This window comes from Coleofasciculus sp. E2-BRE-01 (assembly GCF_040221695.1).
Taxonomy (GTDB): domain Bacteria; phylum Cyanobacteriota; class Cyanobacteriia; order Cyanobacteriales; family Coleofasciculaceae; genus Coleofasciculus.
In genome coordinates this window covers 1-15,467 of record NZ_JAVKEA010000120.1, presented here as the reverse complement: position 1 = coordinate 15,467, position 15,467 = coordinate 1, and the positions used below count along the sequence as shown (strand labels likewise).

The 15,467-nt window shown below is 45.3% G+C and carries 13 protein-coding genes; 3 read left to right on the top strand and 10 right to left on the bottom strand.

Annotated features, from left to right (window positions below):
• Window positions 1–226 precede the first annotated feature (226 nt).
• The 3 genes from RIG66_RS14250 to RIG66_RS14240 all read left to right on the top strand — a co-directional run bounded on the left by RIG66_RS14250 (window position 227) and on the right by RIG66_RS14240 (window position 2,962).
• Window positions 227–505 carry a hypothetical protein gene (locus RIG66_RS14250; RefSeq protein ID WP_446379028.1) on the top strand — a complete coding sequence of 93 codons (279 nt, stop codon included), beginning with the start codon at window positions 227–229 and terminating at the stop codon, window positions 503–505.
• A gap of 6 nt (window positions 506–511) precedes the next feature.
• Complete coding sequence (locus RIG66_RS14245; protein ID WP_446379026.1) at window positions 512–1,813, top strand: acetylornithine/succinylornithine family transaminase; 1,302 nt, start codon at window positions 512–514, stop codon at window positions 1,811–1,813.
• A gap of 213 nt (window positions 1,814–2,026) precedes the next feature.
• Window positions 2,027–2,962 (top strand): lysylphosphatidylglycerol synthase transmembrane domain-containing protein, encoded by a 936-nt coding sequence (locus RIG66_RS14240; RefSeq protein ID WP_446379024.1) that lies wholly within the window; start codon window positions 2,027–2,029, stop codon window positions 2,960–2,962.
• Here RIG66_RS14240 and RIG66_RS14235 read toward each other — a convergent pair.
• From RIG66_RS14235 to RIG66_RS14190, 10 genes are all read right to left on the bottom strand, one after another.
• On the bottom strand, window positions 2,952–3,083 hold the full coding sequence (locus RIG66_RS14235; protein WP_446379022.1) for a hypothetical protein: 132 nt from the start codon (window positions 3,081–3,083) through the stop codon (window positions 2,952–2,954). The genes RIG66_RS14240 and RIG66_RS14235 overlap by 11 nt on opposite strands.
• A gap of 15 nt (window positions 3,084–3,098) precedes the next feature.
• Complete coding sequence (locus tag RIG66_RS14230; RefSeq protein WP_446379020.1) at window positions 3,099–4,109, bottom strand: glycosyltransferase family 2 protein; 1,011 nt, start codon at window positions 4,107–4,109, stop codon at window positions 3,099–3,101.
• Window positions 4,110–4,370: 261 nt separating this feature from the next.
• The gene (locus tag RIG66_RS14225) at window positions 4,371–4,709 is read right to left on the bottom strand and encodes an SMR family transporter (protein ID WP_446379018.1); all 339 of its coding nucleotides are present in this window, start codon (window positions 4,707–4,709) and stop codon (window positions 4,371–4,373) included.
• Between the two features lie 36 nt (window positions 4,710–4,745).
• The gene (locus RIG66_RS14220) at window positions 4,746–5,963 is read right to left on the bottom strand and encodes a hypothetical protein (protein ID WP_446379016.1); all 1,218 of its coding nucleotides are present in this window, start codon (window positions 5,961–5,963) and stop codon (window positions 4,746–4,748) included.
• A 167-nt stretch (window positions 5,964–6,130) separates the two neighbouring features.
• A complete protein-coding gene (locus RIG66_RS14215; RefSeq protein WP_446379014.1) occupies window positions 6,131–7,612 on the bottom strand; it encodes an MBOAT family O-acyltransferase in 1,482 nt (493 codons plus the stop codon).
• Window positions 7,613–7,766: 154 nt separating this feature from the next.
• On the bottom strand, window positions 7,767–9,032 hold the full coding sequence (locus RIG66_RS14210) for an NAD(P)/FAD-dependent oxidoreductase (RefSeq protein WP_446379012.1): 1,266 nt from the start codon (window positions 9,030–9,032) through the stop codon (window positions 7,767–7,769).
• A gap of 76 nt (window positions 9,033–9,108) precedes the next feature.
• Window positions 9,109–10,578 carry an MBOAT family O-acyltransferase gene (locus RIG66_RS14205; protein ID WP_446379010.1) on the bottom strand — a complete coding sequence of 490 codons (1,470 nt, stop codon included), beginning with the start codon at window positions 10,576–10,578 and terminating at the stop codon, window positions 9,109–9,111.
• Between the two features lie 285 nt (window positions 10,579–10,863).
• Window positions 10,864–11,262: an acyl carrier protein gene (locus RIG66_RS14200; RefSeq protein ID WP_446379008.1), complete on the bottom strand. Its 399-nt coding sequence runs from the start codon at window positions 11,260–11,262 to the stop codon at window positions 10,864–10,866.
• Window positions 11,263–11,269: 7 nt separating this feature from the next.
• Window positions 11,270–13,078: an acyl-CoA dehydrogenase gene (locus RIG66_RS14195; protein ID WP_446379076.1), complete on the bottom strand. Its 1,809-nt coding sequence runs from the start codon at window positions 13,076–13,078 to the stop codon at window positions 11,270–11,272.
• A gap of 168 nt (window positions 13,079–13,246) precedes the next feature.
• Window positions 13,247–15,088, bottom strand: a complete 1,842-nt coding sequence (locus tag RIG66_RS14190) for a fatty acyl-AMP ligase (protein ID WP_446379074.1) — start codon at window positions 15,086–15,088, stop codon at window positions 13,247–13,249.
• Window positions 15,089–15,467 lie beyond the last annotated feature (379 nt).

Genomic DNA, 15,467 nt, shown 5'->3' with positions numbered 1-15,467 from the left:
AAATTTTTCAACACTGGCTGTAGCTACGGGCTGTACAGCTCAACACAACATAAGAGATGATTTGAGTGAGAGTCGCTATTCAAGGCGCACCCCCATCTCGATACCTTCTCTATGTTTAGGATTAGAAAATACTGATTCTAAGGCTACCAGAAGCAATTTGGCTAGTTGTTGCCCTGATTACAAAATATTGAACAGCATAGATGTATGGATTATAGCGGCAAACTCAATGGGCTATATACAGAATCTCATACAGGGGGCTGTTTTACTCTCTACCGATCGGGTGAAAATAAGCAGAGGGAGCTGGGGGAGCAGAGGAGCTGGGGAAGCTGGGGGAGTTGGGGAAGCTGGGGAAGCTGGGGGAGCTGGGGGAGTTGGGGAAGCTGGGGAAGTTAACTCAAAACTCTACCTTACCTATTGCCGATTGCCGATTGCCGATTGCCCATTGCCGATTGCCGATTGCCTATTCCCTGTTCCCTATTCCCTGAAAAATGACCAATCAAATTAGGAGATAATGTTCGTGACCAAACCAACTCTCGTCGAGAATCCCGGAATTCCTGCTGAATCAGCAGAGGGTGTATCGACTGCATACAATCCCAAGGATTTCGATACTAACGTGATGGGAACATATAATCGTTTCCCTATCGCCCTAGAACGGGGTACGGGTTGTCGAGTTTGGGATACAGCCGGACGTGATTATCTCGATTTTGTCGCTGGGATCGCTACCTGTACCTTGGGTCACGCTCATCCGGCTGTGATCGAAACGGTGACGCAGCAAATCAAAACGCTGCACCATGTTTCTAATCTGTACTATATTCCCCCGCAAGGAGAATTAGCTCAGTGGATGATTGAGCATTCCTGTGCCGATCGCGTCTTTTTCTGTAACTCGGGTGCGGAGGCGAATGAAGGGGCGATTAAATTGGCTCGGAAATACGCTCACACGGTTCTAGAAATTGATAAACCTGTAATTTTGACGGCGAACGCCAGTTTCCACGGACGCACGTTAGCAACGATTACAGCTACGGGTCAGCCCAAGTATCAAAAGAATTTTGACCCCTTGGTGCCAGGATTCTACTATGTGCCGTATAACGATATCGGTGCCATGGAAGATGCGATCGGAGAATTGGATGAAGGGGATCAACGAGTAGCAGCGGTGATGCTGGAACCCCTGCAAGGAGAAGGGGGTGTGCGTCCAGGAGAGTTGGAGTACTTCCTGCGCTTGCGGAAAATCTGTGACGAGACGGGTATCCTGCTGATTTTAGACGAAGTGCAAGTGGGGATGGGTCGCACGGGTAAGTATTGGGGATATGAGAATTTAGGGATTGAGCCAGATATTTTTACCAGCGCTAAGGGATTAGCGGGCGGTGTTCCGATTGGGGCGATGTTGTGTAAGCAATTTTGTAATGTTTTTCAACCTGGGGATCACGCGAGTACCTTTGGCGGAAATCCTTTGGCTTGTGCGACGGCTTTAACCGTGGCTCAGACGTTGGAACGGGACGGTATTCTGCAAAACGTTCAGGAACGGGGTGAACAGTTGCGGACTCGTTTGAGAGCGATCGCGATGAACTATCCCCAGCTCATTACTGAGGTGCGCGGTTGGGGACTGATTAATGGGATGGAGTTGAACGCGGATGTGGAACTTACGGCGGTGGATGTGGTGAAAGCGGCGATGGAGCAAGGATTGCTGTTAGTCCCCGCAGGTCCCAATGTGGTGCGCTTTGTCCCGCCTTTGATTGTCTCGGCGGAAGAAGTGGATGCAGCCGCTACAATCGTTGAAGAATCTATAGCCAAGCTCGCTGATTCAATCAGTAAATAGGGTCTGCTGAATAAGTTTTATGGAGAGGGAACAGGGAACAGGGAACAGGGAACAGGTAAGGTAGAATTTTGAGTTAACTTCCCAGCTTCCCCAGCTTCCCCAGCTCCCCCAGCTCCCCCAGCTTCCCTATCCAGCTTCCCCAGCTCCCCCAGCTTCCCCAGCTCCCCCAGCTCCCCCAGCTTCCCTATGCTCCCCCAGCTTCCCCCCTAGCCCATGAAAAAAATCTGGTCATCGATAAAACCCTACATTCGCTGGGTCATTCTGGGCGGGACGCTATTTTTTATCGCCAAAGCTTTTAAAGATCATTGGCGAGACGTTGTTGGAATTCGCATTGATCCCCAAGGGTGGACGATGCTGGCGATCGCACTCTTGGTGACGCTTCTGGCACATATTTGGTCGGGTTGGGTTTGGACGTGGATTCTACAGGCATTTAAACAACCCATTGGACAGCGTTTAGCGCTACAAGTTTATCTGAAAACAAACGTTGCTAAATATTTACCCGGCAATGTCTGGCATTTCTATGGTCGAATTTCCGCCGTAATGCGGGCAGGAGGTTCCGTGGGGGCTGCTAGTATCAGCGTGTTGCTCGAACCCCTGTTAATGGCAGCTTCTGCGTTAGCGATTGCCTTAATTAGTGGTGGATTGGGTTGGGTTAATATGGCATCTGATAGCCGGATATTGGGTTTAAAATTTGTGGGTTTAGCCGTGGTGTTGCTGGGAGTTCATCCGCGAGTTCTTAATCCTATTGTTCAACGTTTAAGCCGTTCCAAGAAGGTCACAGATACGGAAGAGTTCACCATTGAACACTATCCCTTATTGCCATTGTTGGGTGAAATGGGTTTTTTGGGATTTCGGGGAACCGGATTTTTATTTACCTTACTGGCGATAGGATCAATTACTCCGAGTCAGATCCCGTCGCTACTGAGTGCGTTTAGTTTCGCCTGGTTACTGGGATTAGTCGTACCTGGCGCACCGGGAGGTTTAGGCGTATTTGAAGCCACCGCGATCGCGCTTTTAGATCAGCAGTTGCCTAAAGGTCTCATCCTTACAGGGGTTGCCTTATTTCGCCTTGTTAGTATTCTGGCAGAAATCAGCGCCGCTGGACTGGCAATTTTAAGTGAACGTATGGAAAAGACTTCTAAAAGATAAATGATCCAGAGGAAGGCGAATCAACGGAAATAAGGGCGGGTTCAATCGTTCCCGACACCCCATACCCCACACCCGACACCCCATACCCGACACCCGACACCCCATACCCCATACCCGACACCCCATACCCCACACCCTACACGTCCCTCATCCCTCCTACTACCTCCCGCACTCGATAGATTGGTCGCCCTTGGGACTCGTGGTAGGTTCGCATTAACACTTCTGCTAACAGACCAAAGCTAAATAACTGGACGCCTGCTAATAACAGAACAACAGCTAAAATCAGCAAAGGTCGGTCACCAATCTGCTGTCCAAAACCGAGTTTAAGTAAGGTTAAATATAACCCTAGGAACAATCCGACACCGAAGGAAAGCAAGCCGAATAGTCCAAAGACATGCATGGGGCGAGTGAGGAATTTTTTCATAAAAAATACGGTCAATAAATCCATCACCACACGAAACGTTCGCCCCAATCCATACTTACTTGTACCATAACGACGGGCATGATGTCGCACGGGAATTTCGCTAATTCTGGCTCCCTCAATGTAAGCTAACGCTGGCAAGAATCGATGTAACTCGCCATAGAGATTCATATCCGCCACCAGTTCAGAACGGTAGGCTTTCAGGGAACACCCATAATCATGTAATTTGACGCCAGTTACCTTTCCAATAAGCCAATTAGCAATTTTAGAGGGGAGGAGTCGAGTTAACGCCGCATCTTGTCTTTCTTTGCGCCAACCACTGACTAAATCATACCCTTCTTCTATTTTGGCGAGTAAGGCGGGAATATCAGCCGGATCATTTTGCAAGTCGCCATCTATCATCACAATAACGCGACCTTGAGCATGTTTAAATCCGGCTGACATGGCGGCGGTTTGACCGTAATTTCGGCGGAGAATCACCGCTTTTAAGTCCGGGCGGCTGCGTGCTAACTCCAAGAGGAGTTCTGTGGAACCATCTTGGGAACCATCATCGACACAGACAATTTCGTAGGCAAGCTGATTGGCTTTTAAACTCGTTGCTACGGCGTCAACTAGGTGGGGTATACTAGCGACTTCATTGTAAATGGGTACAACTACCGATAACGCCAGTGGATTTGATGAAAGGATTTTTGCTTGATAGGTCTCAAACGGTAATGAATCCGTCATTTCTCAAGTCCCAGTTTTCCAAATTTAGCCTGAGTTTTTGAATGATAGCAATTCTCCGACAGAATGTAACACAGATCATTTTTAGGAGCAAACTTCTGTTCATCTGGTTTTTCATAGCATCTTGGGCGTAGGGAACAGGTGCGGGGTGTAGAGAAAATTTCAGTAATTTTATTAATAGAATGATGTCAGCTTGCTGTGTAAGGGCAGCTTTATTTTTAGGATCTATTAATAAATATTCTCTATCTTTTCACTTTAATCGGTTTAGGAAATTCTGCCAAAAGCGATCGCGCAAATTCCACTCAATATTAAACCAATGCCTACCCAGTGCGTATAGGGAACATGTTCTTTTAAAAGGATCGTTCCCGATAAAGTGGTTGCTGTAATGGTTAATCCAATAACTAAGGGATAAACCAAGGATAAATTAAGTTTACCCAAAACGAGCACATAAAATACTGTACTCACTGCATAAGCCGTAATACCTCCGAATAGATAAAGATTTAGAGGATTCTGACCAGCTCCTAGTTTTAGAAGGCTTTGACCGAGCGAGTTTAAGGAGACGGAGATGAAAATCAGAACGCTGAGAACCAGAGGATTGTTCATAATCACATTTTTACCGATATGGAGCAAGTAGCAAGTTCATTGTATTTCCTTTTGCTTCATTTTTCTATTAATATCTAGCACTAATCTTACCTCATCAGGATTTTCTTCTGCCCATAATTCTCTATCTTCATTAATTTTATTCAAATGGGACTCTATATTTTGAGGTGTAATCAAGATGCCAAAATCCTTAGTTACGGTATTTTCATTATGTGAAAAAATACGATTGAGGACTAAATTACCTACTTTTTCAGTGTAGTGAGAGTTATCTGCATAATTTTGCATCGTATCATTGATAACTTCTGTGGTAATACTGTTGTAGCCCGAAAAATCCCAAACCGGAACAATTTTTACAAGTTTTCGTTTCCATTGTTCAAAGGTTTGCCAACGTCCAGTAGCACGAATGGCTTCCCATTGGGTAGCGTGGGATGGAGAAATAAATACTTTTAAGTCTACACCATATTCTTCGCAAAGTTCTACAATTTTTTTCAAATCAGAGAAATATTGCTCAGAAAACTGATAATCTGAATGGAAGTCAAAGTAAAGTTCTATTCCTCCATTAAATCTCCATTCCGTTTCATCCGGCGCGAGCTTACGATTAGGCATAAAGCCATTGTCACCATAATTATCATTTTCCTTGGCATCAGCTAAACTGGCAACGACTGTTTCTCGACTGGCGAACAGGGCATCTAAAGAAAATGTAGAATTCAGAAAATCTTCCAGTGCCAAGGAACTTTTCTCTAGTCTCTTTTCGGAAAAAGTGGGTTGATTCATTAAAGACGAATTAAACATAGAAAAGTCTACACCAAATACCACTGTTTTTATGTTTTTCTGATTTGCAATTGCATGTTCTAAGTAACGGCGCACTTCATAAGCGTTAGGTCCGTTAATGGCTAAATTATAGGCAGGCTGTTCATTCTTTAGGGCTGAATGACTCGGATTTAATGCCTGTTTAGTTCGGGATGAACCGAGAAAAACGGTTACAGGTTTAATTCGGATAACATCGGTTGCTTTAAAGAGTCGATCATTTTTATCTTTATGTGGTTTTGAATCGTTAATCCCCAAAAAATCCGGAGTATTGAATATATCGTAAGGATCAATAATCATATTGAATAATCCTACTGATATTAAAGGAGTCAAAGCAGCGATAAAAAATACCAAATTAAACCAACGATAGGATTTTATCCAGAAATGATGTCTTTGGGATTTGGAAAAATTTTTAGAACGTTCAGATCTTAATTGAGTAGATAGTTTCATTTCATCCTGATTCAAGTGTATGGCGTTTTCCTGGGAGATGTAATACTCACGAGAGTAGAGAAAGGGAACAGGAGACAGAGCAAAGTAACTAAGAAGTATGGATGTGTTTTGTGTGATTATAAACTAACATTAGGGTTTCTGAATGATTGGTAATTTATAGTTTTAGATTAGAACTGAAAGTATAGGAATTCGGATACACGATTGAGTGAGAGCAAAGAAAAACTCGCTAAGACACCCACCCACGCTGCCCACCACCATCTAGGTTTCAGCTTTTGCAGAATTTGCTGGGTATTGGGCATAAATGTTACACAAAAGCTTAGTGCTACTAAAACAACTAAACTTAACGTTTTACTGCCATTAATGTTGGGCAAATAACTTAAATCTTTCCAAGACTTAAGTTGTAATCCAAGGTGGGTTAATACTGACAATTTACCTTGAGCTTCACCAGGTAATATAACACCATTTATTCCTATCATTGTTTGGACAAGTTGAATTGCTTCTGGTAAGCTGCTTGATCGAAATAATACCCATGCCAAGATAACTGCAAAAAATGTTACGATCCACGCTAATAGCTTGGGTAATGGCATATTCAATTTACGCCACCAATGATTAATGGATAAATACATACCGTGCAATCCACCCCATATCACATACGTCCAGCCTGCCCCGTGCCATAATCCACCCAGTAACATGGTAATTATAAGGTTAGTATAACGGCGTACTTGTCCCCGACGACTGCCACCGAGGGGAATGTACAGGTAGTCACGAAGGAAATTGGATAAGGTAATATGCCAACGTCGCCAGAAGTCAATAATAGAGGTGGCTTTATAGGGGGAATTAAAATTAATCGGCAGGTGGATATTGAACATCAACCCTAAACCAATTGCCATATCCGAGTAGCCAGAAAAATCAAAATATAGTTGAAAGGTATAACTCAGTGCAGCCACCCAGGCTTCAATAAAGCTGACAGCCCCTGGATTATCAAAAACTGGGGCTACCCAGGGCGATATGTTATCCGCGATTAAGACTTTCTTCGATAGCCCCAGACTAAACATAGTTAATCCTAGCGCCATGTTTTTTTGAGAAAAGATGAAATGCCGCTTTTGACGAAACTGATTAATGAGTTCGTCATGACGTAGAATTGGTCCAGCAATTAACTGGGGAAAATAACTAATAAATAAGCTGTAAGTTAACAAGTCGTAGTTAGACTGTTTTGTTTCACCTCGATAGGCATCAACTAAGTAAGCAATTTGGGTAAAGGTGTAGAAAGAAATACCTAGAGGTAAGATAATTGTCGGAATGATTAGGTCAGTGTTGAGAAGCCCGTTAATTGAAGATAGGAAAAAATTAGCATATTTGTAGTAACCAATGATTGCTAAATTAATGCTAATCCCCACCCACAGTAAGATTTTTCCTTGCTTTTCTTTGGGTTGAGTATTTTCTATGGCTTTGCCTATTTGGTGGTTAAACATAATAGAAATAAGTAAGAGGGGAAGATAGGCTATATTCCAGTAACCATAAAAAATAAAAGAACTGATGGTTAAGCAGATGGCAGCAAATTTAAGTAACTTTAATTTCGCCAATCCAAAGAATACGATTAGTGTAATAGGTAAAAACAGAAATATAAAAACGTATGAATTAAATAGCATTTTTTAGAGAATAAAAATTAATGAATTTAGAAGATTTATATTTTAGCATTATAAAGATGATTTCGATACTAAGTCAGTGACTAGCAATAGACGTAGCCTGCTTCTCGCTTCTTTGAGTATGACCAAGGAGAAATGACAAATAACAAAATAACAATCAACGCTGAACCGTTTTTCGTCGCCGCTTCCAGAAGAGCCTTGCCAATTGTCGCCTCAAATTAACCAACCATTGACCGACCCAATGCTGCAACACCCGCAAGCGATGGCGCAGGGTTGGCAATCGCTGGAGATAAACGAATTGTCTAATAATACCAGCTAAACGACCGCTTATCTTTAGGGCAAAACTGGACACGACTGCCTCCCCTTTTCCTAAGGTCAACATTTCGCCTAAATGTAAATAGCGGAACGGCTTTAAGCGTTTATCCCTAATTGCGCGATACAGGTTTTTGGCGGCACAATCGGCTTGTTGGTAAGCTACTTGTGCTGTTTTGGGGAGTTGACCTGGATAATCTTGAATTTCTGCCATATCCCCTAGGGCTAAGACTTCTGGATAATCCACAACCTGTAAGGTAGAGTGGGTGAGTATTTTACCTTGAGGATTCTGTTGACAAGGGAGATGGCGTACCCATTCAATAGAACGAGTCCCCACTGTCCATAACACCAGATCAACGGGCATAAGGGTTTTTCCAGTGGGATTAATCAGGGTAATTTGCTCCAGTTCAATCCCTTCGACACTGGTTTCAAACTCCATTTGTACCCGACGGGCGGTTAAGGCGCGATAGGCTGATTTTTGGCTGTAAGGGGTAAAGGTTTTCAGCAATTGTTGACCCCGTTCTATCAGTCGTACCTGTCCCCGTTGCTGTAAGCGATCGCTCACCTTACAGGCTAACTCTACACCACTCGGACCTGCACCGATCACGGCGACGCGAATTTGTGGCAAATTAGATTGTTCTAATAGGGTAAGCCGTTCGTTAAGGCGTTCCGCATCAGTAACCGTGCGAAAGGGATAAGCATACGTCGCCGCACCCGGTACACCCTCTAAGCGCATCTCGGCACCAACGGCTAATACTAAATAGTCATAATTTAGGATTCTCAGGTTTTGCCCTAATTCTGATAGGGTTTCTAATTGCAGCTTAACCTGGCGTTTTTCTAGATCGACCGATTGAATATTACCTTGACAAAAGTCAATTCTTGTGTTTTCAGTTACGGTTCGATAACGGGGGGCAATTTCCCAGGCTTGTAGTTCCTCGGTTACCCGTTCATAGAGCAAGGGTGTAAACACCAGATGATCTTTGCGATCGATCAAGGTAATTTTATACTTCGGTGATTTAAACAAGCGAAACCGTTGCAGGTATAAGGCGGTGTAAAGTCCACCAAACCCCCCGCCGAGAATACAGATGTGAATAGAGGGTTCATGGTTCATTGTTTATTCCTAAAGTTGAGTTCAGGAAATTTTCTGAATTGCTTAACCAACCTGGTTAGTTTTAATGGTTTCCACATCAGAATTCAAAGTAAATAAACTCAGACGGCTGATTCGCCGCGAATAGGATGGTTAATCCTAATAAAACTCGCGACACCCAAGGCAATAGTAACAATTCATATTCAAACTTCCGTTTCTGCCAAACGGCGAGATGTTCCATAAATAACACAGCATTTGCCAACAACAGCGTGACAATTAAAACAGCGCCTTCATTGAGACTGTAGGAACTCAAGAATTCGCCTAAATTCGATAACGAATACGCCCATGGGGTAACAATCGTGCGTAACTTTGAGAGCAATCGCAGAATATCCGTGTCCATAAAGAACAGACACCCCAGCGTCACTGCTCCAAAGGTTAGCGCCCAGGAGATAAACTGAAACCGGGAGACTTGTTTGCCTTTCCCCATCAAGCGTTGAAAGGGTCTACCTGTGTAGCGCAATAGCAACAGTAATGCCCCGTGATACGCGCCCCAAATAATGAAATTCCACGCCGCACCATGCCAGAATCCGGATAGGGTAAAGGTGATGAATAAAAAGAAAGCGGCTAATTGTTTTTTAGACCCCATTAGGGGCAGAAACACATAGTCGCGAAACCAGTTATTTAGGGTAATGTGCCATCGCCGCCAAAACTCTTGGATACTGACGGAGGTATAGGGCGCCAGGAAGTTCACGGTTAGTTTTACTCCCAATATTCTCGCCACACCCAGCGCCATGAAACTATACCCGGCAAAATCAAAGTAGATTCGCAGGGTAAATAAGTAAGCAAAGAACCAAACAATCCAGGGATTGGCGGTTTCTTGTAAGTTAATGTAGGGGGCGATATTATCGGCTAGCACCAACTTCATAAAGAAGCCCAAGGATAGCCAGCGTAATCCCAACTCAAAGTTTTCTGCCGTAAATTTAAACTGAAACGATTGAATTTGGGGTAATAAGTCAGCCCGCCGTTCAATCGGTCCAGCGACAATTTGCGGAAAGAAGGCAATAAAGTTAATGTAATCCAGAAAGGCGATGGGTTTTTTATATTTGGGTCTGAGGGAATCAACCACAAACGCCACCATCTGGAAGGTGTAGAAGGAAACACCAGGGGGTATTTGTTGGAAGATGGGCAAGGGAAAGCCTTGTTCCCAGTTGTTCTTGAATCCCGGTACGACAATGCCAACTACATCTTCGGCAAAAAAGGTTAAGTATTTGAGGTAGGCGAGGATCGCAATATCGGTGATAATTACAATCGCGGCAATTAGCTTAGCACCATTTCCACGACGCTGAAGCATTAGCCGCACCATGAAGTAGTTGAAAACAATTTCAACAATAAAAATGGCGAAACTGGAGCGACTGGCGTTTAAGAACAACATCAGTGACATTACCGCCAACCCGATGGTGTCAAAGTTGTCTCGCCATAACTTCAGGGATTTGCCCACATAGCGAATGGCAAAGAAAGGAATGGCGTAAAGTAGTAGAATCCACCAGAAGGAAAAGTCAGAAAAATTCAATTAACGGTTTCCTCCTTTTTTGTCCTTTGTCATACTCGCTTCGCGAGAAGCAAGCTACGTCATTCGTCATTTGTTAGGGAACAGGGAATAGGGAATAGGGAATAGGGAATAGGGAACACCTCGACTTCGCTCGGTGTGTAATGGGCAATGGGCAATGGGCAACACCTCGGCTTCGCTCGGTGTGTCATAGGCAATAGGCAATAGGGAACAAGTAAGGTAGAGTTTTCAGTTAACTTCCCCAGCTTCCCCAGCTCCCTCTGCTCCCAGACGTGCCATGGCACGTCTCTACCCTCCCAATCCTTTCCAAAATCCACCCCAGCCTTTGCCGGATTTTTCCGATGCTTCGGGCTTCGCTTCTTTATTATCCGAGGGGGCTGCGGGTTCGGCGTTGTTCAATGCGGCTGAAACATCGAATTCTTCGACTAGGTATTGAGCCGATTTTTGAATCGTTGGATAATCCCAGAACAAGGTTGAAGGTAATTCCACCTCTAACCAATCTTCGAGTTCACCAACAATAGTCACCGCATCAATGGAATCCAGCCCATAGCGGGTTAGGGGTTCGGTAACATCAATGTTTTTGGCGTTTAGGGACAGTTGTTCTACCAGTTGATTCACCATCCAGTTTTGAATAGCTTGGACGGAATCAACAGACTGATTGGGGGTGTCTACGTCACTTTGAACCATAACGTCATTAGGCTTGGAGTTGGAGTTCTGTACTTGCATGGGGTTTTTCCTCTTGTGTTTCAGTTTGGGCGAGTTGAATCGGTACAATGGAAAACATTTTGTTTTCCTGATGCAGCTTCAGCAGGTGTTGTGCCACATTTTCACTGTACGCTTTCGGGACAATATTGGGCAGCGATCGCCAGGGGCGTAAGCGGCGATAAAGTCCTAAGACTAACCATTCCCCCTTAGCAAAGAAGTCATCCAAGATTGTCCGGTTGTAAATCCAGGTGTGAACTGACGCGGCGGCGGCGTGTAAGTCGCAGTATTTTTTCGCCTGTTCAAAGAGTTCGGGATCTTGATCATGACCATATTCAAATCCGGAGTTGGCAATGCGTTCATCAAAGGCGTCGAGTTCCTCTAGAACAATGGTAGTTAAGGTGATAATTTTTTCCAGCACATCGGCGTCAATATCGGATTCCGTCTTCAGCGCCTGGAGTTGTTCCCAGGCAATTTCTAGCCCTTGCAGAACATCGTCAGCCCCGCGACCAAATAATCCCAGTTTCTCTGGCTCAAAGGGCGGCACAGATTTTTCGAGGGAAAAAATGGTATCTAGGCGGGATTGAATCCCCTCCATCGTCTTCTGCTTGCGTCTGGAGCGATATTTGGCGATTGGGCGAAACTGGAGAATTAGAGCATGGAGGTTCACCACACTGCTGCCATCAAACATACTGATAATCGAATTATCCCGCAGCAGTTTCTGGAAAATGCCGTAGTCATGCTCATCCCGCATATAGAAACGGGAACCGAGGACAACGTAAACACTGTTAATCACTTCCTCTAGTTTGATGGTGACGAAGTATTTGACCACCGCCGACCAAACCGAGAATTGTTCGGGGATAATATGAAACCCTCTCGCCGCCCCAATGGTTTCGCAATCACAAACCAACATGTCAATAAAGGCATCGACTAAGGTTTGCCGAGGTTGGGGGATATCAAAAACCGTTTTGTTATAAATAACCCGGTTAACGGCAAAGTTCAACGTGGTTCTCATCGCCGTGTCAGCCGCACCATGAGAAAAGGCGGCGCACAACATGCGGGTGATTTGGAATCCCTTGAGCGCCAGTTCTAACCCCGAACCCTCGTCTTTTAACCGCATTGCTTCAGGAATAAAGCAATCCTTAAACCCAATTCCACTCATATCTGAGGCGCGAATACCATGGGTGAGGATTTTGGGCAGGTGGTAGTAGGTTGAGGGGTCAAGTTGCCGTTTGTCAACCATAAATAAGGAGAGACAACGAGCGCCCTCCTCTTCATCGGTTTTGGCTAAAACAAAGGTTACCCCGGAACGAGTGGCGCGGTTAATGGGCCACTTTTCGCCATTCAGGAGATAGCCGCCCTCGACTTTTTTCGCCGTCACATCACCGCCAATCAAATCACTTCCATGCGCCCGTTCGGAATAAGCCAGACACATTGTTCCCTTTTCCTCGCGGATAAACTGGGATAGTTTCTTTTTCTGGTCATCTGTCCCCGCCATCCAGGTAAGGAATGACCAGAACATCGTGGTGAATGCGATCGCGATCGTTTGGTCTCGCCGCGACATTACCCGGACAAAGGCGACGAATTCCTCAAACGAGGAAAACTTGCCACCACAGTTTTCTGGCACATAGTAATCTTGCAGTTTCCAGTTATAAAGCCAATCGACTTCAGCTTCGGGAAACTCTTCGCTCTCATCCAGTTCCATCACCCGTTTGAAGGACATCGTACTCTCTGGATGACCCGGATCTCCCAAATCCCGTTCTAGCGCTTCTGCTATTTGATACTGTTTTAGTTGATGCATTTCTCTGTACCCTCTCAACGAGTTTTGAGTGTTCCCGACGTGCCACGGCGCGTCTTTGTCGTTTTCGTAGGGGCGGGTTTCACTATTATCGTTGTTTGCCACCCTGATGTTACTAAACCCGCCCCGACCAAGTGCGATGAATCTATAACGAATGACAAATGACCCACCCTAAGACTTCGGAACTTGTAATTGCTGCGCCAAAGCATCGACTTCTCCCTGGAGAGTGCGGAACTTACTCGTCAGTTTCGGATTTTCACTCCAATCCGCGATCACACCCAGTTCTCCATCTAGGAACTTAGTTCTCGCCGCACGGCGCTGAATCTTACCACTTGAGGTTTTCTCAATGGTTCCCGGTTGAACTAAGACAACCGCATACGCCGGGATTTCGTGTTCTTCAGCAATAGCTTGGCGAATATCGCCAATCACTTCCTCAAAGTTGACATCTTGAGTCCGGCGTTCAACCTCCTGCAACGTAATCAACCGTTCCTCACCCCCAGCCTCGATCGAAAATGCCGCCCCATAATCAGGACGCAAGGCGGAGTGAACCGCTTGTACCGTCCATTCAATATCTTGCGGATAATGATTCGTCCCTCGGATAATAATTAGGTCTTTAATCCGACCCGTAATAAACAGTTCACCGTCCCGCAAAAATCCTAAATCCCCAGTTCGCAAGAACGGACCTTCCCCAGTATCTGTCAGATAAGCCTGAAATGTTTCCTTTGTCGCCTCTGGACGTTGCCAATACCCTTGAGCAACACTGGGGTCTTTCACCCAAATTTCCCCCACTTGATCAGGGTCACATTGGGTTAATGTATCAGGATTAGCGATAACCACTTGAGTCTCACACACCAGACGCCCACAACTGGGTAACATCCTCACCCCCTCTTGGGGACTGGATACAGGAACAATCCGATTTTTTTCTAAGGCGGATGCATCCAGGATACAGAGAACCGGCGGGGTGAGTAATGGCTTACTCGATACCAGCAGCGTATCTTCTGCTAATCCATAAGCTGGGGCAAAGGCATTCCAGCGAAACCCGCATTGTTCAAAGGTTTCAAAGAACGCCTGCATCACTTTCGGGTTAATCGGTTCCGCCGCGTTTCCCGCCGCTTGCCAACTGCTCAAATCCAGTTTTGCTAGTTGTTTTGGTTTTGCCCGCCGCACGCACAAGTCGTAAGCAAAGTTCGGCGCTTGGCTATGAGTTGCCCGATAATGAGAAATCGCCCCTAACCAGCGCATCGGTTGCTTAATAAAGGAGAAGGGCGACATCACATAACAGGGCGTACCGTTATAAAGGGGTTGCACCATGCCTTGGACTAACCCATAATCGTGGAAATAAGGCATCCAAGTCACGGTAGCGCTATCGGCATCGTAACCGCAGGCTTCATTAAGAGAGCCGGAATGAAACATCAGGTTATGGTGAGATAGCATCACGCCCTTGGGTGTAGAGGTAGAGCCTGATGTGTACTGAAGATACGCCAGATCATCCCGACTTGCTTGGGGATCTTGCCATGCTTCAGCCAGATTCAGATCCACCTGTTCCGTATCCAGCCATTGCATTTGGTCAAATTCGGGAAAATCCTCCCGTCCGTTTTCCAGTAGAGACAGGATTCGACCTGTGGTTAGACAAATCGAGGCTTGAGCATCCTGGACAATTGAGCGCAGTCTGGGTAACGTGCGCTTCATCCGTCCCCCATCAGGAGGCGGGACTGGAATCGCAATAATCCCGCCATACAAACAGCCACAAAATGCAGCAATCACCTCTAATCCTTGGGGATAGAGGAGTAACGCTCGCTCTCCTTTGGTACTATGCTGTTGCAGCCAAGCGCCAATCGCCCGGGCTAAACGGTCAAGTTCGGCATAAGTGAGTTCGGGTCCGTCTGGCTTGCCATCAACGAGAAACTTATAGGCTAACTTGTCTGGGTGCTGACGCGCCCTCCAGCGCAGCAATTCTGTCAGTGTCGAAAATTCAGCTAGGGAAACTGTAGAACTAGCAGGGTTTTGAACCATCTTTGATATAACCTTATCTAAGCAGTTGGCTGGGGCTAAGTCTAAGACCTTGTCGCCGCGATCGCTCCATCCATTCGTAGTCGGTGTTTGATTCGCCACCTTAGCTCAGCTACCCCGATCCGCACGCACATTTAACTCATCTTAAAAATTGATAACAAAACGTGACATAATTATTCTTCTTCCAGTGCTTTAGATCATTATGGCTTAATATTTATGAATGATACTAATTCTCTATAAAGTTTTGGTAAAGTTTTTATCGTCATTCGTCATTCGTCATTCGTCATTCGTCATTCGTCATTCGTCATTCGTCATTCGTCATTCGTCATTCGTCATTCGTCATTCGTCATTCGTCATTCGTCATTCGTCATTCGTCATTTGT